At 64.3% G+C, this 16,043-nt stretch carries 19 protein-coding genes; 8 read left to right on the forward strand and 11 right to left on the reverse strand.

The genetic code is table 11. From position 1 onward, the window contains the following. Positions 1-92: 92 nt before the first annotated feature. The 4 genes from BMX92_RS16260 to BMX92_RS16275 are packed head-to-tail and all read right to left on the reverse strand — an operon-like array spanning position 93 to position 3,327. Entirely contained in the window at positions 93-638 is a 546-nt protein-coding gene (locus tag BMX92_RS16260; protein WP_177185096.1) for a GDYXXLXY domain-containing protein, read from the reverse strand. After that, positions 635-1,792, reverse strand: coding sequence for a DUF2157 domain-containing protein (locus tag BMX92_RS16265; protein WP_093018401.1), 1,158 nt, complete (start codon positions 1,790-1,792; stop codon positions 635-637). Before BMX92_RS16265 ends, BMX92_RS16260 begins: the two co-directional genes overlap by 4 nt. A 54-nt stretch (positions 1,793-1,846) precedes the next feature. Beyond that, positions 1,847-2,593, reverse strand: coding sequence for a glutaminyl-peptide cyclotransferase (locus tag BMX92_RS16270; protein ID WP_093018403.1), 747 nt, complete (start codon positions 2,591-2,593; stop codon positions 1,847-1,849). Continuing rightward, a complete protein-coding gene (locus BMX92_RS16275; protein ID WP_093018405.1) occupies positions 2,590-3,327 on the reverse strand; it encodes a CAF17-like 4Fe-4S cluster assembly/insertion protein YgfZ in 738 nt (245 codons plus the stop codon). The genes BMX92_RS16270 and BMX92_RS16275 overlap by 4 nt, the downstream gene beginning before the upstream one ends. Positions 3,328-3,393: 66 nt before the next feature. Between BMX92_RS16275 and BMX92_RS16280 the strand changes: the two genes are divergently transcribed. Beyond that, positions 3,394-4,725 carry a dihydroorotase gene (locus BMX92_RS16280; protein WP_093018407.1) on the forward strand — a complete coding sequence of 444 codons (1,332 nt, stop codon included), beginning with the start codon at positions 3,394-3,396 and terminating at the stop codon, positions 4,723-4,725. 7 nt (positions 4,726-4,732) lie between these two features. Here the strand turns inward: BMX92_RS16280 and BMX92_RS16285 are convergent, their stop codons facing one another. Genes BMX92_RS16285 through BMX92_RS16300 form a run of 4 tightly spaced genes read right to left on the reverse strand, consistent with a single transcriptional unit; the run spans position 4,733 to position 8,681 of the window. Next, positions 4,733-5,644, reverse strand: a complete 912-nt coding sequence (locus tag BMX92_RS16285) for a CmcJ/NvfI family oxidoreductase (protein WP_093018409.1) — start codon at positions 5,642-5,644, stop codon at positions 4,733-4,735. Then, a complete protein-coding gene (locus BMX92_RS16290; protein ID WP_093018411.1) occupies positions 5,644-7,080 on the reverse strand; it encodes an aldehyde dehydrogenase family protein in 1,437 nt (478 codons plus the stop codon). The genes BMX92_RS16285 and BMX92_RS16290 overlap by 1 nt, the downstream gene beginning before the upstream one ends. 11 nt (positions 7,081-7,091) lie before the next feature. Next, positions 7,092-7,913: a glutathione S-transferase family protein gene (locus BMX92_RS16295; protein WP_256213469.1), complete on the reverse strand. Its 822-nt coding sequence runs from the start codon at positions 7,911-7,913 to the stop codon at positions 7,092-7,094. Between the two features lie 3 nt (positions 7,914-7,916). After that, a complete protein-coding gene (locus BMX92_RS16300; protein ID WP_256213470.1) occupies positions 7,917-8,681 on the reverse strand; it encodes a glutathione S-transferase family protein in 765 nt (254 codons plus the stop codon). 201 nt (positions 8,682-8,882) lie between these two features. Here BMX92_RS16300 and BMX92_RS16305 point away from each other — a divergent pair, with 201 nt between their 5' ends. The 4 genes from BMX92_RS16305 (at position 8,883) to BMX92_RS16320 (ending at position 11,117) form a co-directional block, all read left to right on the forward strand. After that, positions 8,883-9,551 (forward strand): glutathione S-transferase family protein, encoded by a 669-nt coding sequence (locus tag BMX92_RS16305; RefSeq protein WP_093018413.1) that lies wholly within the window; start codon positions 8,883-8,885, stop codon positions 9,549-9,551. After that, positions 9,548-9,967 (forward strand): acyl-CoA thioesterase, encoded by a 420-nt coding sequence (locus BMX92_RS16310; RefSeq protein ID WP_093018415.1) that lies wholly within the window; start codon positions 9,548-9,550, stop codon positions 9,965-9,967. The genes BMX92_RS16305 and BMX92_RS16310 overlap by 4 nt, the downstream gene beginning before the upstream one ends. A gap of 141 nt (positions 9,968-10,108) precedes the next feature. Beyond that, entirely contained in the window at positions 10,109-10,780 is a 672-nt protein-coding gene (locus tag BMX92_RS16315) for a DUF4197 domain-containing protein (RefSeq protein WP_093018417.1), read from the forward strand. A gap of 73 nt (positions 10,781-10,853) precedes the next feature. Beyond that, positions 10,854-11,117 (forward strand): hypothetical protein, encoded by a 264-nt coding sequence (locus tag BMX92_RS16320; protein WP_093018419.1) that lies wholly within the window; start codon positions 10,854-10,856, stop codon positions 11,115-11,117. 9 nt (positions 11,118-11,126) lie between these two features. Here BMX92_RS16320 and BMX92_RS16325 read toward each other — a convergent pair whose 3' ends face one another. Next, the gene (locus BMX92_RS16325) at positions 11,127-11,963 is read right to left on the reverse strand and encodes a helix-turn-helix transcriptional regulator (RefSeq protein WP_093018421.1); all 837 of its coding nucleotides are present in this window, start codon (positions 11,961-11,963) and stop codon (positions 11,127-11,129) included. Positions 11,964-12,100: 137 nt separating this feature from the next. Between BMX92_RS16325 and BMX92_RS16330 the strand changes: the two genes are divergently transcribed. Together BMX92_RS16330 and BMX92_RS16335 are read left to right on the forward strand one after the other, a co-directional pair. Continuing rightward, a complete protein-coding gene (locus BMX92_RS16330) occupies positions 12,101-12,958 on the forward strand; it encodes a BKACE family enzyme (protein WP_256213475.1) in 858 nt (285 codons plus the stop codon). 13 nt (positions 12,959-12,971) lie between these two features. Further along, positions 12,972-13,907, forward strand: coding sequence for an SDR family oxidoreductase (locus BMX92_RS16335; protein WP_093018425.1), 936 nt, complete (start codon positions 12,972-12,974; stop codon positions 13,905-13,907). 39 nt (positions 13,908-13,946) lie between these two features. Here the strand turns inward: BMX92_RS16335 and rarD are convergent, their stop codons facing one another. Continuing rightward, positions 13,947-14,813, reverse strand: a complete 867-nt coding sequence (rarD, locus tag BMX92_RS16340) for an EamA family transporter RarD (protein ID WP_093018427.1) — start codon at positions 14,811-14,813, stop codon at positions 13,947-13,949. Between the two features lie 32 nt (positions 14,814-14,845). Continuing rightward, positions 14,846-15,067: a hypothetical protein gene (locus BMX92_RS16345; RefSeq protein ID WP_093018429.1), complete on the reverse strand. Its 222-nt coding sequence runs from the start codon at positions 15,065-15,067 to the stop codon at positions 14,846-14,848. A gap of 156 nt (positions 15,068-15,223) precedes the next feature. On the opposite strand from BMX92_RS16345, the gene BMX92_RS16350 reads away from it, so the two are divergent. After that, positions 15,224-15,967: a hypothetical protein gene (locus tag BMX92_RS16350; RefSeq protein ID WP_093018431.1), complete on the forward strand. Its 744-nt coding sequence runs from the start codon at positions 15,224-15,226 to the stop codon at positions 15,965-15,967. Positions 15,968-16,043 lie beyond the last annotated feature (76 nt).

Consider the following 16,043-nt stretch of genomic DNA (forward strand, 5'->3'; position numbering starts at 1 on the left):
ATGCTCGCTGGCCTCCATGCCCAGCAAGCATCTTGAATCAGAAAATCACCCCAAAGGGAATCCCGCTTGAATCAGCCAAACGTCATCCCGCTCTAACGCGCCGGACGGGGCCTGAACTCCAGCGCGACCGGGCGCATGACGCCATCGGGGCGCACCCGGACGCGGACCAGCCCTTGCAGCTTGGGATCGGCCAGGCGACGGGACAGGGTGATAGCCTCTGTCTGCGAAGCGTAGAAGATGCCGCTGTCCAGCCCGCGCACTTCGCGCCGGGCGCCCAGCGTCGCGCGCAGCACGATGGCGCAGTCCTTATCGTCCGATGCCCGGCTCCTGCCCGGCAACGCCGACAGGGCGCGTACCGATCGAATATGCGGTGCCTCGCCAAGGACGCACAGGGCACTGGCATAGGCCGGCTCCCAGCGGGATTCGTCTTCGTTCGGTTCGGCGACCGGCCAGTCATAGCGATATTGGACATAATGGCCGCGTAACAGGTCGCGCGGATCATAGCCCTGGATCGGGATCAGCCACTCCTCGCCGCTGCGCGACAGCCTGTATGTATCGCCCCAGTTCCAGGCGAAAGCGGCGAGCGGCAGCAGCAATGCGGCAGCGAGCCATGTGCGTGGCGACGGGGCGAGAGTCATGCGTCGGCCTCCCTGCGCGGAGCATGGCGCCCACTGATCCGGATCGTCGCCCATGCCACCGCCAACGCAAACAGGCCTGACAGGATCAGGCCGACGCCGCTGCTGAGCAGATCGTCATTCAGCTCGAAGCTCAGGATGATGATCCGTAACGCCACCAGGGCAATGGCGGTCTGAAAGATGCGGCGCCAGCGGGCATGGAGCGCGCCGGCGGCGATCGCGCCCCACAGAGCGCAGAAAAACAGGCCGCCGATCCAGGCGCGCGCCTCGCCCCGCATCTCGGGAAGCATCGCCTGGAGGATATGAAGGAAGGCCGCGACGATCAGCAGCGCAGCGGTCGTGCTGCCTGATGGGGTCCGGCGGGCATGACCGATGGCAAGGGCTGCGCCCGACAAGGCGGCGCTCTGGATCGCGGCGCTGCCCGGCAGGACGTCGCTATGCCGGTCCCACCCATGGATGACAGTGAAGAGACTGAGACCAGCGAAAATCACCGCGATGGCGATCTGTTCCAGCAGGCGCCAGAAGGCGGGGCGCGCGCTCCGGTCGCGCATCGTCGCGGCAAAGGCGGCGGCGGCCATCGGCGGGCAGGCGATGAGGCCCCAGTAAAGCGCCGAACGGGTCGGTCCCGACGCGCCCATGACGGTCCACGCATGGCCATAATCCTCTGCATGGGACCAGATAGTGCCGATCAGACCTGCCATCCACAGCCCGGCGACCGTCCATCCCCGCCCGAACAGCAGGAGCAGCGGCGAGAAGAGGATGAGCCAGACCAACAGAGGTTGCCATAACGGGGCGCTGCTCTGGTAGACCTGGCCCAGATGGCCGAAGAAGGTCAGGCCGAGCACGGCCGCGACGAACAGCAGGCCATCATGATAATGATCATTGTGCCCGCTTCGCGGCAGCCGCAGCCAGAGGAAAAGGGCAAGCGCGGCCATCAGCATGAAATGGATCGCCAGGCGCGTTTCGCCGGAGATCGCATCCCAGTTTGCGGCCACGACGGAGATCAGGCCCAATCCGATTGTCAGGGCGCCCAGGCCGACAACCGCCCAGGTGCCGATCGGGCGGCTATGTTCGGCTTCCCAGGTGCGAATCTTCTCGGCGATCGCGGCGTCGACGAGTCCCGCTTCCTGCCAGGCTCTGATTTTCCGCTCCGACATCGCGTCCTCTCCATCCCAATAACCGTTGCCGAAATGATCCCAACAGGGTGGGCGCTATCGGGAGACCCTGATCTCGAACAATTTCGACCAGTTCTTTCCGGTGATGAAGACGCGGTCGGTCTTTGCGTCATAGGCGATGCCGTTGGCCACTGCCTCGCTGTCGGTCGCCCCGGCGGCCTTGCGCAGGGCGGCCACATCGATCCAGTCGATGATCGCGCCGGTTCTGGGATCGATCCGGGCGATCTTCGTATCATACCAGATATTGGCCCAGATCTCGCCCTTCACATATTCCAGCTCGTTCAGCCGATCGACCGGCCGACCGTTCCAGGTCACGGTGATCCGGCGCTCTTCGGCTAGGCTGTCGGGGTCGAGGAAGCGGATTTGCGCAGTGCCGTCGCTCATGATCAGCCTATGCCCGTCCTGGGTCATGCCCCAGCCCTCGCCATCATAGCGAAAGTCCGACACCGGCGTGAAATCGGCCAGCTTCCAGACGAAACCCTGCCCGTGGCGCCAGGTCAGGCTGACCAGCCGGTCCTTCCAGTTGACGATGCCCTCGCCGAAATAGGGACGCTCGATGACGCGGCGTTGCAGCACCTTGCCGGTTTTGAGCGCGACCTTGCGAATCTCCGACTGCCCCTCCAGCCCGGTGCTCTCATAGAGCGCGCCATCGAGATAGAAGAGCCCTTCGGTAAAGGCGGAGCTGTCGTGCGGATAGCTGCGCACCAGTTTCCACGGCGTGTCGGCCTGCGCCGGTGCGATCAGGACGAGCGCGCTGACAAGCGCAAGAGTTAGACGCTTCATTCCGCCGCCTGGCTTTCGATCGCGGCGGCCAGCCAGCCGGGCAGGGTGGCGGGATCGATGCTTTCGACCCGGCGCAGTTCGATCGACAGGCCGACATCTTCCAGCGCCGCGCGCTGGCGCTTTTCATCGGCGGCCGCCAGCGGCACGGCGACCAGACGGCGGCTCACCTTGTTGCGATAATGCATGCGCGCGGTATTTTCCTGCCCGACATAGCAGCCCTTGTCATAATCGACGCCGTTCAGCTCTTCCGCATTGGTTTCGAGCCACAATATCTGGTCCTGCCCCAGTTCGGCCACCCCTTCGAAAATGCCGAGCGACAGCCGATGGGCACGGAAGGTCGCGGATGCATCCCCTTCACCGGCCGGTGCAAGCCAGCGATGGCCAAGCGCGGGCAGGCGCGGGTCATGCGGCTGGTCTGCCGCATCCGGCGACCAATGCACCGCCAGCGTTTCGTCGCGCGCGATCATCACCTTGCGGCGCAGGCGATAGAGGGTCAGGCGCTTGCCCAGCATGTCCGCCTGTGCCGCCTCGCAATCGATCAGCACATCGTCGCCGTCGCCCCACAGGATGAAGTCGAACAGCGCCTTGCCCTGCGGCGTCAGCAGCCCGGTCCAGCGCGGCTCGCCTTGCGCCAGCGTCACCACGTCGCGGGTCAGCAGGCCCTGAAGGAAGGGACGGGCTTCCTCGCCCGAAATTCGTAAGAGCGCGCGGTCGCGCAGGGTGGTGCCGGTCATCGGCTTTAGGTAGGACACTCCCGCACAACATCCAAGCCGTCCCGGCCGAGAAGAGAGTCGAAAGCCATGACCCAGACCTATGACCTGATCCTCAAGAACGGCACCGTCCATACGCCGGGCGGCGCGGAGAGCGTGGATGTGGGCGTGCGCGATGGCAAGATCGTGGCGATCGGCACGTCGCTGGGCGATGCGGGCGAGGTGATCGACTGCGCCGGGCTGGACGTACTGCCCGGCTGCATCGACAGCCAGGTCCATTTCCGCGAGCCGGGGCTGGAATATAAGGAAGATCTGGAATCGGGCAGCCGCGCGGCGGTGCTGGGCGGCGTCACGGCCGTCTTCGAAATGCCCAATACCAATCCCAATACCGACACCGCCGAGCGGGTGCATGACAAGCTGAAGCGCGCACATCATCGCATGTGGTGCGACCATGCCTTCTATGTCGGCGCGACGGCGGAAAATGCCGAGCAGCTCAAGGAACTGGAGCGCATTCCCGGCACGTCGGGCGTGAAGATCTTCATGGGCGCCTCGACCGGCAGCCTGCTGGTGGATGATGACAATGCGCTGGCCCGCGTGCTGGCGAGCGGCACCCGCCGCGTCGCCATCCATGCCGAGGATGAGACGCGCATGAACGCGCGCAAGGATTATCGCGTGGAAGGCGACCCGTCCTCCCACCCGGTCTGGCGCGATGATGAAAGCGCGCTGATCGCTACCAAGCGCATCATCGCGCTGGCCCGCAAGGCGCGCCGCCGCATCCATATCCTGCACATCACTACGCCAGCGGAACTGGACTATATCGGCCAGAACAAGGATATCGCCACTTGCGAGGTGACGCCGCAGCATCTGACGCTGGCGGGCGAAGATGCCTATCCGCGCCTTGGCACCTATGCGCAGATGAACCCGCCGATCCGGTCGGGCGCGCATCGCGACGGGCTGTGGCATTTCCTCAATCAGGGCGTGCCCGACGTGTTGGGCAGCGACCATGCGCCTCACACGATCGAGGAAAAGGCCAAGACCTATCCCGCCTCGCCCAGCGGCATGCCCGGCGTGCAGACTCTGGTGCCGCTGCTGCTCAACCATGTGGCGGAAGGGCGGCTGACGCTGCGCCGCTTCATCGAACTGACCAGCTCCGGGCCGCAGCGCGTGTTCGGCCTGACCGGCAAGGGACGGATTGCGCTCGGCTATGATGCCGACTTCACCGTGGTCGACCTCAAGAAGCGCTGGACCGTGGGCAGCGAATGGCTCGCCTCGCGCTGCAACTGGTCGCCCTTCGAAGGCATGGACCTGACCGGCAAGGCGATCGGCACCATCATCCGCGGCCATCGCGTGATGTGGGAAGACACGCTCGCCAATGCCGCGGTGGGCGAACCGGTGCGTTTCGAAGCGACCCAGTTCGCCTGACGCCTGTCTATTCGAAGAAAGCGACGGCGCGGACCTCGATACTGGATCGGGTCCGCGTATCCGGCAGGCTGCTGTCGTGAAATGCGGTATGGGGGCAGCGCCATGTCACATCATGGTCGCTGTCCTGAAATTTGAACAGCAGCACATCGTCCGCCGCCATGTTCGAAAAATACCACCAGCGATGGCGCGCCCGGTAACGGAAGATGGAGGCGGCGATCATCTGATCCTCGCCATCGACCGGCACTGTCAGCGCCTCGCCTGTCGGCAATTCGTCCACCACGAACAAAGTGTTGGACGTCGCCTCCTCATCCGACACGGTGCGCCCGTCGCACACCGCCAGCGGCCAGTCCTGCGGGCCGGGTGAGAATGTGCGCCAGAAGCTGACGCAGACAGACCGTCTATAGCCCGGACCATCGGGGAAAGCGGCGGCATAGGCCCGCTCCGCCGCGCGCCGCCCGGTAATCTCATTATAATCGACATGCGCTTCGCCGGCTGGCGGCTGGATGCCGCCTTCATGGCGATAATTTTCCACCTTCTCTTGCGCTCGCGCGGTAAGGTCAGCCGATGTGCGGATCATCCACCCGCCCGCCGATACGCAGGACGCGCCGGTGAGCGCCTTTATCGCGTCCTCGCATTCGCGCAGATAGAGGCGATCGACCTCTTCCTTGTCGAAGAAATCGCGGATCGCGCTGCGATGCCGGCCCAGCATGAAGCCATGGGTGTCGAAGTCGAAATGATCGCGGATCGGCATCCCGTCGCGCACCATCATGCGATGGTCGCTATAGGTGCCGGTGTTGATCTCCACCCCCTGCGACACATAGCGCCGCGTGACGAAATCGCCCTCGTCCAGATAGCGGATCAGCGCGGGCGCCTGCCGCGCGCTGTCCTCGACATCGGCTTCGACCGGCAGGCTCGCCATCACGCCACCTCTTCGGGCAGCGCGCCGATCACCGATTTGACCTCCAGAAATTCTTCCAGCCCGAACTTGCCGAATTCCCGGCCATTGCCCGATTGCTTGTACCCGCCAAAGGGCATGTCGAAGGCAAGCCCACCCGCATTCACGAACACCGCGCCGGCGCGCAGGCGGCTGACGAATTTGCGGGCATGGGCCGGGTCGCCCGCAACATAGGCGCCCAGGCCATAGGGCGTGTCATTGGCGATGCGGATGGCGTCCTCATCGTCGTCATAGGGCATGAGGACCAGCACGGGGCCGAAAATCTCTTCCTTCGCGATCGTCATGTCCGGCGTCACATTGGCGAAGACGGTCGGCTGCACATAGTTGCCCGCCTCCAGCCCTTCCGGCCGCCCGGTGCCGCCGGTGACGAGGGTGGCGCCTTCGTCGATGCCGGTCTGGATCAGGCTCTGAATCCGGTCCCATTGCCGCTGGCTGACGACCGGGCCGATATGATCGCCCTCCGCCTGTGGATCGCCGACCTTCCTGGCGGCGAACAGCGCGCCGACCTTCTGCGCCGCTTCGTCATGCTGCGAACGATGCACCAGCATGCGGGTGGGGGCCACGCAGCTCTGGCCGCTGTTGAGCAGCACGCCGCCCACGCCGCCGGGCAGCGCGACATCCAGCGGCGTGCCCTCCAATATGATGTTGGGCGACTTGCCGCCCAGTTCCTGTGCGACCCGCTTGACCGTATCGGCGGCGTTCTTCGCCACCATGATGCCTGCGCGGGTCGACCCGGTAAAGCTCACCATGTCGATATCGGGATGCTTCGCGAGCGCGGTGCCCACGCCTTCGCCATCGCCCTGCACCAGATTGAAGACGCCGGCTGGCACGCCAGCCGCCTCCAGCACTTCGGCGAAGATCGCGGCGCAGCTTGGCGCCTCTTCCGAGGGCTTCAGGATCATGGTGCACCCCGCCGCCAGCGCCGGACCGACCTTGGCGACGATCTGGTTCATCGGCCAGTTCCACGGCGTGATCAGCGCCACCACGCCGATCGGCTCGCGCACCACGCGATTGTCGCCGATCTTCTCGCTAAACTCGTAATTTTTGAGCGCCGCCAGCGCCTGCCCCAGATGGCCTAGACCTGATCCGGCCTGCGCCGTCTGGGCGATGGAGATGGGGCAGCCCATTTCGGTCGCGATGGCGCGGGCGATATCGGGCACGCGCTTCTGATATTCACCGATGATGCGTTCCAGCAGCGCGACGCGCTCCTCCCGGCTGGTCAGCGAGAATGTCTCGAACGCCCGGCGGGCGGCGATCACGGCTGCATCGACATCGGCGGCCGTGCCCAATATCAGGTCGGCGGCGCTCTGGTCGGTCGCGGGGTTGATGACGGCAATGGTCCGGCCGCCCTGGCTGTCGATCCACTGGCCATCGATATAATGCTGAAGCGTGTTGGGCATGATGAATGTCCTTATGCGGGAAGAAGGCCGAGTTCGGCGTCGGTGGCGGGCGTGCCCCATTTGTCGCGCGGCGGCAGGGGGCGGCTGTCCCAGGGCGGATCGAGCGTGAAGCTGGAGATGGTGCGGCCTTCGGGCAGGCGCCCGTTGCCGCCACCCTGGCTATAATCATAATAAAGCGTCATCAGCTCGCGATGGCCATGATGCCGCTGGGCGACCGGATGCGACAGACAGGCGTCGCGCCAGCGCAGCAGCCGGGTCAGATGCTGGGGGATCTGATAGGCCTCATAATAATCGAGGAACCACAGCCGCTTGAACATCGGCGTGAAGGCGACTTCGGCCCAGCCGAACCGGTCGAACAGAAAATCCCCGTCCGGCGCATAATGGCGCAGATAGTCGTCCAGCCGCGCATATTGGGCGTCGATCTCGCTCTTATGCTCATCACGCTTCGCCGGGTCGCGGTTCAGGATCATGCGATATCCCGCCCCGGTATATTGCCCGTCGGTCGCGCACAGCATCGCCTCGACCGCATGCTCATAGGGGTCTTGCCGCGCCGCCGGCGGATCGGGAAAGCGATCCTCGAAATAGCGCATGATGACCATGCTTTCCTTCAGCGTCTCGCCATTTTCCAGTTCCAGCGCGGGCAGCGAAGTGGTCCCGCGGGTCTTGGCGAGCAGCCAGTCGGGCCGGGGCTGTGATATGTCGATCTCATGATCGGCCATGATGCCGTGCAGCCCTTTCAGATCGAGCAGCAACTCGATCCGCTCCGAAAAAGGGCAACCGGGAATATGGTACATGCGCAACTGCCCGGCGGGCGGTTCGTCCTGCCAGCTCATGGATCAGGCCGCCGTCGCGGTGGGGCGGGCTGGCATTTCGCTCTTCGATTTGGAGAACATGGCCTGCGTGGCCGGCCGGGCATTGATCCGGTCGATCCAGGCGACCAGATGCGGCGTCGCCGTCTTGTTGACGATGTCCGAATAGCCAAACTGCATCCCGTTCGCGATCGCGAAGTTGCAGATGTCGGCCAGCGTATAGTCTTCGCCAGCGAGCCAGGGGCTTTGCGACAGCCGCTTTTCCAGCCGGTCGATCGACACGCGAATCTTGCGCATTTCCTCGTCCAGCACCGCTTGCGGGAAGCCGGCGCGGGCGCTGCGCCATTTGGCCTGCTGCTCCGGGATCGGTATATGCTTCAGCTTCTCCTCGAACTCGGCGTCGGACAATTTGCGCGCCATCGGGCCGATCATCCGCTCCCAGCCGATGGTCGACACGCACCAGCAGAAATATTCGTCCACCCATTTGGTCCAGACGCGCATTTCCGCAATCTGCACCGGATCGACCGGGCGCAGGCGCGGCGCATCCGGAAAGGCGTCCTCCAGATATTCGCAGATCACGGTCGATTCGGTGATGATATGCCCGTCATGGTCCAGCGCGGGCACCTGACCGCGCGGATTGATCGCCTTGAACCAGTCTTCATGATGTTCGAACCGGGTCGGGTCGACAAAGCGGGGGGTGAATTCCAGCCCCTTTTCATACAGGGCCAGCAGGGGTTTCAACGAATTGGCGGCCGGACCGAAGCTGTAGAGCGTCAACATGCGCTGGTTCATCCTCACCTTGTGGTTATGGCGTCTTTGGCGCCTTCGAACGGGAAAGTGGCTGGCGTTCCGGCGGGTCGCAAGTCCTCTGTCGATACTATCAGTGCCACTACCCGGCATCTTAACCTGTCAGTTTCAATGATAGCGCCGCCACTCGTCTTGCAGCGGGGACAAGCCTTTGCTCTGGATGGGGAAAGACATTTGGAGAGGAAGATGCTGGAACTGCTGACGTCGGAAACGCCCAATGGCTGGAAAGTCGCGATCCTGCTGGAGGAACTGGGCGTGCCCTATCAGGTGACGCCGATATCCCTGACCGACCGGGTGCAGAAGCAGGACTGGTATGTCGCGCTCAATCCCAATGGCCGCATCCCGACGCTGGTCGATCATGACGCCGGCGACTTCGCCATCTTCGAATCCGGTGCGATCCTGCTCTATCTGGCCGAAAAATTCGGGCGGTTCATCCCTGCCGACGCGCAGGATCGCAGCCGCGTCATCCAGTGGGTGATGTGGCAGATGTCCGGCCTTGGCCCGATGATGGGGCAGGCGGCCGTCTTCAACCGTTACTTTGACGAGAAATTGCCGTCGGTGATCGATCGCTATGTCCGCGAAAGCCAGCGCCTGTTCGGCGTCATGGATGCGCGCCTGGCCGATAACGACTATCTGGTCGGGGACTATTCGATCGCCGATATCGCCTGCTTCCCCTGGATACGCGGCCATGACTGGGCCGGCGTCGACATGGGCGGCTTTCCCCACCTTCAGCGCTGGTTCGACAGGATTTCAGCGCGGCCCGCGGTGCAGCGCGGGCTTCTTGTCCCCACGCCGCCGACCGACGAGGAAATGGCGGAAAAAACCACCAAGCAGGGAAAGACCATTCTCGCGTGAGCGCCTTCCTCCAGCGGATCGTCCGCATCGAATGGGGGCATTGCGACCCCGCCGGTATCGTCCATGCGCCCCGCTATTTCGACATTTTCGGCGAGAGCACGATGTTGTTGTTCGAACATGCCGGTCTGCCCAAGAAGCGCCAGATGCTGGCCACCATGCCCTTTGCCGGTTTTCCCATGGTCGATGTGTCGGCCCGCTTCTTCATTCCCACCGCCTATGGCGACGATGTGCTGGTGGAAGCGGATGCGCCGTCCTTCGGCAATAGCAGCTTCACCGTCGCCCATCGCCTGTCGCTGGATGGGAAATTATGTGTGGAATGCACCGAAAAACGGGTTTGGACCGTACCGGATGCCAGCCGTCCGGGCGGACTGCGCGCGGAACGGGTGCCGGATTCGGTACGGACGTTGTTCGCCTGAAGTTTCGTCATTGCGAGCGGAGCGAAGCAATCCATGGTGCGCCCATGGATTGCTTCGCTCCGCTCGCAATGACGGGATGGCGTTCACCGTCCGGCAAGCCTCACCGCGCCATAGCATCCCCAGCAAAAAGGGAGATGCGGCATGGAACAATCATTGGGCCTTTCCGACCGGCGCAGCCTGATCGCGACGCTGGCGTTGCTGCCGCTGGCGGCCTGCGCCACGCCGATGGGCCGCTATACGGTCGAGGATGCGGTGCGCCGCCTGCTCGAACTGTCGAGCCAGCGCGCCTTCGCCCGGCTGACCGAACCGGGCGGTTTCTATGACGACCAGCTGACCCGCATCGTCCCGCCTGATCTTGCAGGCGGGAAAGGAGGCGCCGTGCTCGCCGCCCTGCTGCGCACCAACACCGTGCGCAATCAGGTGTCGCGTGCGCTCAATGACGTGGCGGTCGATCTGGCCGACAATGCGACGCCGGTGGTGATGGATGCGGTGCATCGCATGACGCTGGCCGATGCGGTGTCCGTGCTGCGCGGCGGGCCGACGGCGGCGACCGATCTGCTGGCGCGCGAAGCCCGCGGCTCCGTGGTCGAAGCACTGTTGCCCGGCGCGTCGCGGGCGCTGCGATCGGACCTGTTCGACATGCTGTCGGTCGCGCTGGCAGCGGCCGGGAACAAGGATATCGTCGCAATGGCCGACAATGTGTCGGGGCAGATCGGCGATGCGATCTTCCGGGCGATCGGCCGCGAAGAGGCGGAAATCCGGCGCGATCCCGCCGCCACGCGCGATCCGATGCTGATGGCGCTTCTTCGATAGTTTTTGATGGCGCGATTTCCAGGTAAATCGCTTAGGTCTTGATTTCCACGCCCCGGCATGGTGTCCCCGCGTCATGGAACAGAAATATCCCGGTGTCGCCGGCATCCCCTGGGAACAGCCCGCGACCATGATCGACCTGGACGGCAAGCCGCCGCTGATCGGCACGATTCGCGACTGCGCCGTCCATTTCGGCCTCTACAAGGATCATGCCAAGGCGCAGGCCCGCGTCCTGCTAACCCAGCCGGTCCATCGCGAAGGCCGCAAGACCCGCACCTGGCTGCTGGAACCCGAAGAGATCGGGGCACTAGCCGAACGGCTGAAGCGCGAGACGAACTGACCGGCGACCCTATGCCAGCGCCGGCGCCTCTTCGTCCGCCACCAGCCGGGCGAGGCGCGCGGCGCTGACATCGTCCAGCGGCGCGAACAGCAACAGTCGCTGGCCGGGCGCCTCTTCGATCGCATAGCTGGTGTGGCGGAACATGATTTCGCCCACGCCCGGCATGTCGGCGATATTCGTATCCTCGAAATGGGCCATGATTTCCGAATCCTGCCAGTATCGCTGGAAGAATTCGGACTGCTCCATCATGTCCGCGATGATCCCTTCGAACACGTCGGGCTGGGCGGTGCGGCTATAATCCCATTTGAACCGGGCGATCAGCCGCCGACACATATCCTGAAACTTGTCCGGATCGGCGCGATAGCGCGGATGCAGCATCAGGATACGGAACAGGTTGCGCTCCTCGCGCGGCAACAGGCTGTAATCGCGAAAGGCCTGCCCCACATATCGGTTCCAGCCGATCACCGTCCAGTCCTCCACGATCACCAGCGCGGGGAAGGACAGCGCGTCCATCAGATGCTGGGTGCCGGCATGGATCGTCTCGTCCGCGCGGCGGGCCAGCGGCGGCGGCCGGTGCTGGGCCAGCGCAAACAGGAATTCCCGCTCATTGGGGCTGAGGCGCAGGGTCCGGCTCAACCGCTCCAGCATCGGCGCGGACAATTGCACTTCCCGCCCCTGTTCGAACCAGGTGTACCAGGTCACGCTCATCCCCGCGAGCGTCGCCACTTCCTCCCGCCGCAGGCCGCGCGTGCGGCGACGCTCGCCCGCCGGCAGCCCGACTTCGGATGGCGCCAGCTTCGCGCGTGCGGCTTTCAGAAACCGCGTCAATTCTTCCCGTTGTGCCATGCCTTATCCAGTTACTCGCAATAATGTGACATCCACCGGCCTTCTTGCGGGCCATCTCCTCTGCAAGACTTTCTGGTCTGCGGTCGGCAGCATAGCCGAGATGACACAGGAGAGCGATATTGGCTGGCAAGCTATTTGTGACATGCGCGGTGACGGGAAGTTCGCCCATGCCGTCACATCCCAATTTCCCCTTCCGCCCCGATCATGTCGCGGCGGAAGCACTGGCGGCGGCGGAGGCCGGAGCGTCGATCATCCATCTGCATGTCCGCGATCGGGAAACCGGCGCGCCGTCGCAGGCGCTGGAGGATTATCGCGAGGTCGTCGGCCTCATTCGCGCAAAGAATAACGAAGTCATCCTGAACGTCACCACCGGGCCGGGTTGCACCTGGATGCAGGGCGATGAAGACCCGGCCGTCTGCGGGCCGGGCACATTGATGTTCACGGCCGAACGGCGGCTGGAGCATATTCTCGACCTGAAGCCAGACATGTGCACGCTCGACATCTGCACCATGCAGCTATGGGGCGGGGTGGCGATCAATCTGGATCCGATGATCACGAAAATGGGCCATATGATTCAGGATGCCGGGGTGCTGCCGGAAATCGAATGTTTCGAGGCGGGCGATTTCGTCTTCGCCGACGATCTGATGGCCAAGGGCGCGATTCCGAAGAATGTGCCTTTCACCTTCGTTCTGGGCACCAAATATGGCCTGCCCGCCACGCCGGAGGCGATGCTCTACGCGAAGAACCAGATTCCGCGTGGCGCGCAGTTCACCGGCTTCGGCGTCAGCCGCCACAGCTTCCCCATGGCGGCGCAATCCGCGCTGCTGGGCGGGCATATCCGGGTGGGCTTTGAAGATACCATCTATCTGCGGCGCGGTCGGCTGGCGGCGGACAATGCGGAACTGGTGCGCTGGGGCGTCGACATCATTGAAAAGATCGGCGGCGACCTGGCAAGTGCGGGCGAAACACGGGCCATGCTGGGCCTGAAACAATAAGGGAGTGGACAGGATGACGCAGGCAAAGGCGCCGATGGGCGACGTGCGGGGCCGGACGGCCTTCATCACCGGGGGGGCGAACGGCATTGGCCTTGGCATCGCCCGCGCGCTGGTGCGGGCCGGGGCCAATGTGGTGATCGCCGACATTCGGGAGGACGCGCTGGCACAGGCGAAGGCTGATCTTGGCGCCGACGCACAGGTGGAAATAGTGCAACTGGACGTCACCGACCGCGCCGGTTTCGCTCGCGCCGCCGACGCGGCGGAGGCGCGCTTCGGCAAGATCCACATGCTGATCGGCAATGCCGGCATCGGCGTGATGGGGCCAGTGCTGGACGCGCGGTTCGATGACTGGGACTGGGGCATGGGCGTCAATCTGGGCGGGGTGATCAATGGCCTCGTCACCATATTGCCGCGCATCAAGGCGCATGGGCAGGGCGGTCAGATCGTCACCACATCGTCGCAATCGGCGCTGATCCCGATCAGCTATTCGGCCATCTACACGGCAGCCAAGGCGGCCGTGCTGGGCATTTCCGAAGCGATCCGGGGCGAACTGGCGGCGGAGAATATCGGCGTATCCGCTTTCATGCCGGGACCGGTGCAGAGCAATATCGCCCATAGCGGCGAATTGCGTCCCGCCGAATATCGCAACGACAGCGGCTATCGCCAGCGCGAGGAGGATCTGGAGAAGCGCCCGATATCGCCGCTTTGGATGAGCGCGGACGAAGTCGGCGAACGGGTCTTGGCGGGGATTTGCGCCAATGACCTTTATATCCTGACTCACCCCGAATTTGCGGACGGCATGCGCACCCGCTTCGACGCGATATTGGCGTCGGTGCCGGACGAAACGGTCAATCAGGACCGGGCGAAGGAAATCAGCTTCCTGCTCGGCAACCCGGTGTTTGACGACCAGCTTGCCCGGCGGAGCACCGGGCAACTTCTGCCATCCTGATGGACGGGCACCGGTCCCGATGAAAGCGGGACCGGTGTTTCAGGCCGTCGCCAGCCGGTTTCGCCGCGCGGTGATAAAACTGTCGCTGGCGAACAGGATCAGGCCCAGCCAGATCAGGCCGAAACTGGCCATCTGCCCGCCGCTCAGCTTCTCGCCAAAGATGATGATGCCGCACAGAAATTGCAGCGTCGGCGCCAGATATTGCAGCAAGCCCAGCGTCGCCATCGGCAGGCGCTGCGCCGCCATCGCGAACAGCACCAGCGGCACCGTCGTCACCGCACCGGAAATGATCAGCAGCGCGGTGGTCGGCACATCCTGCCCGAAGCCGACACCGCCATGACTGATTTCCCACAGCAGATAGGCGATGGCCGGTGGCGTCAGAAGCAGCGTTTCGACGCCAAGGCCCGTCATCGGCGCGACCGGCGTCAGTTTGCGCAGCAGCCCGTAAAAGGCGAAGCTGAAGGCCAGCGCCAGACTTATCCACAGGGTCGTCAGCGCCGATGCCGCCAGAATCGCGACCCCGATTGCCGCGACGCCAATGGCCAGCATCTGCGACCGGCGCAGCTTTTCCTTCAGTACCACCACGCCCAGCGTGACGACGACCAGCGGGTTGAGGAAATAGCCCAGGCTCGCCGCGACGACATGGCCGTCATTGACCGCCCAGACATAGGTCAGCCAGTTGATGCCGATCATCAGGGCCGAACCGGCCAGCGGCAGCAGCAATCGCGGCGTGCGCAACGCCGCCAGAAAGGGCGGCAACCCGCTCCGCAGGGCCAGCAGCGCCAGAATCAGCAACAGCGACCACAGCACGCGCTGGGTCACGATCTCCACCGGGTCGACATGGTGCAACAGGCGGAAGAAGAGCGGCAACAGCCCCCACAGCCCATAGGCGCCGGCTGCGGCCATCAGTCCGCGCCGCGTTTCTGCATGGGCGTCGGTCAGAAAATGCCTCCGCCCAGAAACAGGCGCAGCGCACCGAACGCCGCGACGATCAGGCAGAAATTGCGCCCGCCATTCCGGGAAGAAATCATGCCGATAAAGGCGCCGAACAGCGCGAGCGGCACGAACAGCCAGTTGAGCGCTCCCAGCAGCGGCAGCACCGCAGGGATCATCAGGATGAGGGCGACAAGGCCGATGAAGCCGGACAGGATGTTGAGCATCGTCAACACATGGCCTTCAACCTGTCCCAGAGCAAGACATGCGCATGGCGCCAGTCATAGGAAACTGGCATTTTACAGGAAAATCGGCCAATTCCACTTCATCCTAATCGAAGATCAACGCTTCCTGTTCATGGCCCGGTGGCGAAGGAGTAGAATATGACGCTTGTCCGGTCCGCCGCTTTGTTGTCGCTCGTGCTGGCGCTCGCCGCCTGTGGCAAGGGCGACAAGGATGCCAGCCTCGCCGCGCTCGACGCGCAATTGACCAACAATGTCGCCGATCCCGCGCTCAAGGGCGCGCTGGCCGATCCGATCGTGGTCGATCCGCAGTTGGTGGGCCAGTCCAACCGCAACGCCGTGCGCCCGGCCGACAAGCCCGCCAATGGCGCGGTGCCGGTATTGGCGGGCGATGCCGGCGCGGCGCAGGCGCAGGCGGTGAAGCAGGCCGGCGGCAAACTGCTGCCCGCGCCGACCGCGACCGAAGGGGAAGCGATGGCCTCCGCCGTGACGCTGGGCGCGGTCGCGCGTGAACAGGCGACCCGGCGCGGCGGCAACGGCAATTGCGCGAAGAAACTGAACTACGGCATGGAATGGGCGCATCGTCTGCCCGAACCCTTCGCCCTCTATCCCGGTGCGCAACTGACCGAAGCGGCGGGCACGCAGGTCGACGGCTGCACCCTGCGCGCGGCCAGCTTCGTGACGCCGGTCCCGCGTCAGGGCGTGATGGACTATTATTACACCCTCGCGCGCCGCGCGGGCTATGACGGCGAACATCGCATATTGGGTGGAGATCATGTGCTGGGCGGCACCCGCGGCGCGGACGGCAGCGCCTATTTCATCCTCTTCACCGACGCGCCGGGCGGCAAGACCAGTGTCGATATCATCGCGGATAATGGGCGGTAAGGGGCGAAGGGGTGATAGGTGCCTCATTGCGGGCACGCCTTCTTCAAGGCCCTATCGCGAACTTTAATGAGGTGAC

This window comes from Sphingobium sp. YR768 (assembly GCF_900111125.1).
Taxonomy (GTDB): Bacteria; Pseudomonadota; Alphaproteobacteria; order Sphingomonadales; family Sphingomonadaceae; genus Sphingobium.

What these genes read in the sequence shown, in the direction of transcription:
- BMX92_RS16300 (WP_256213470.1), bottom strand. Translation starts at nt 8,681, where the DNA reads ATGAACCAGCGCATGTTGACGCTCTACAGCTTCGGTCCGGCCGCCAAT.
- rarD (WP_093018427.1), bottom strand. Translation starts at nt 14,813, where the DNA reads ATGGCCGCAGCCGGCGCCTATGGGCTGTGGGGGCTGTTGCCGCTCTTC.
- BMX92_RS16305 (WP_093018413.1), top strand. Translation starts at nt 8,883, where the DNA reads ATGCTGGAACTGCTGACGTCGGAAACGCCCAATGGCTGGAAAGTCGCG.
- BMX92_RS16345 (WP_093018429.1), bottom strand. Translation starts at nt 15,067, where the DNA reads ATGCTCAACATCCTGTCCGGCTTCATCGGCCTTGTCGCCCTCATCCTG.
- BMX92_RS16285 (WP_093018409.1), bottom strand. Translation starts at nt 5,644, where the DNA reads ATGGCGAGCCTGCCGGTCGAAGCCGATGTCGAGGACAGCGCGCGGCAG.
- BMX92_RS16315 (WP_093018417.1), top strand. Translation starts at nt 10,109, where the DNA reads ATGGAACAATCATTGGGCCTTTCCGACCGGCGCAGCCTGATCGCGACG.
- BMX92_RS16265 (WP_093018401.1), bottom strand. Translation starts at nt 1,792, where the DNA reads ATGTCGGAGCGGAAAATCAGAGCCTGGCAGGAAGCGGGACTCGTCGAC.
- BMX92_RS16320 (WP_093018419.1), top strand. Translation starts at nt 10,854, where the DNA reads ATGGAACAGAAATATCCCGGTGTCGCCGGCATCCCCTGGGAACAGCCC.
- BMX92_RS16270 (WP_093018403.1), bottom strand. Translation starts at nt 2,593, where the DNA reads ATGAAGCGTCTAACTCTTGCGCTTGTCAGCGCGCTCGTCCTGATCGCA.
- BMX92_RS16280 (WP_093018407.1), top strand. Translation starts at nt 3,394, where the DNA reads ATGACCCAGACCTATGACCTGATCCTCAAGAACGGCACCGTCCATACG.
- BMX92_RS16295 (WP_256213469.1), bottom strand. Translation starts at nt 7,913, where the DNA reads ATGAGCTGGCAGGACGAACCGCCCGCCGGGCAGTTGCGCATGTACCAT.
- BMX92_RS16275 (WP_093018405.1), bottom strand. Translation starts at nt 3,327, where the DNA reads ATGACCGGCACCACCCTGCGCGACCGCGCGCTCTTACGAATTTCGGGC.
- BMX92_RS16260 (WP_177185096.1), bottom strand. Translation starts at nt 638, where the DNA reads ATGACTCTCGCCCCGTCGCCACGCACATGGCTCGCTGCCGCATTGCTG.
- BMX92_RS16350 (WP_093018431.1), top strand. Translation starts at nt 15,224, where the DNA reads ATGACGCTTGTCCGGTCCGCCGCTTTGTTGTCGCTCGTGCTGGCGCTC.
- BMX92_RS16290 (WP_093018411.1), bottom strand. Translation starts at nt 7,080, where the DNA reads ATGCCCAACACGCTTCAGCATTATATCGATGGCCAGTGGATCGACAGC.
- BMX92_RS16335 (WP_093018425.1), top strand. Translation starts at nt 12,972, where the DNA reads ATGACGCAGGCAAAGGCGCCGATGGGCGACGTGCGGGGCCGGACGGCC.
- BMX92_RS16325 (WP_093018421.1), bottom strand. Translation starts at nt 11,963, where the DNA reads ATGGCACAACGGGAAGAATTGACGCGGTTTCTGAAAGCCGCACGCGCG.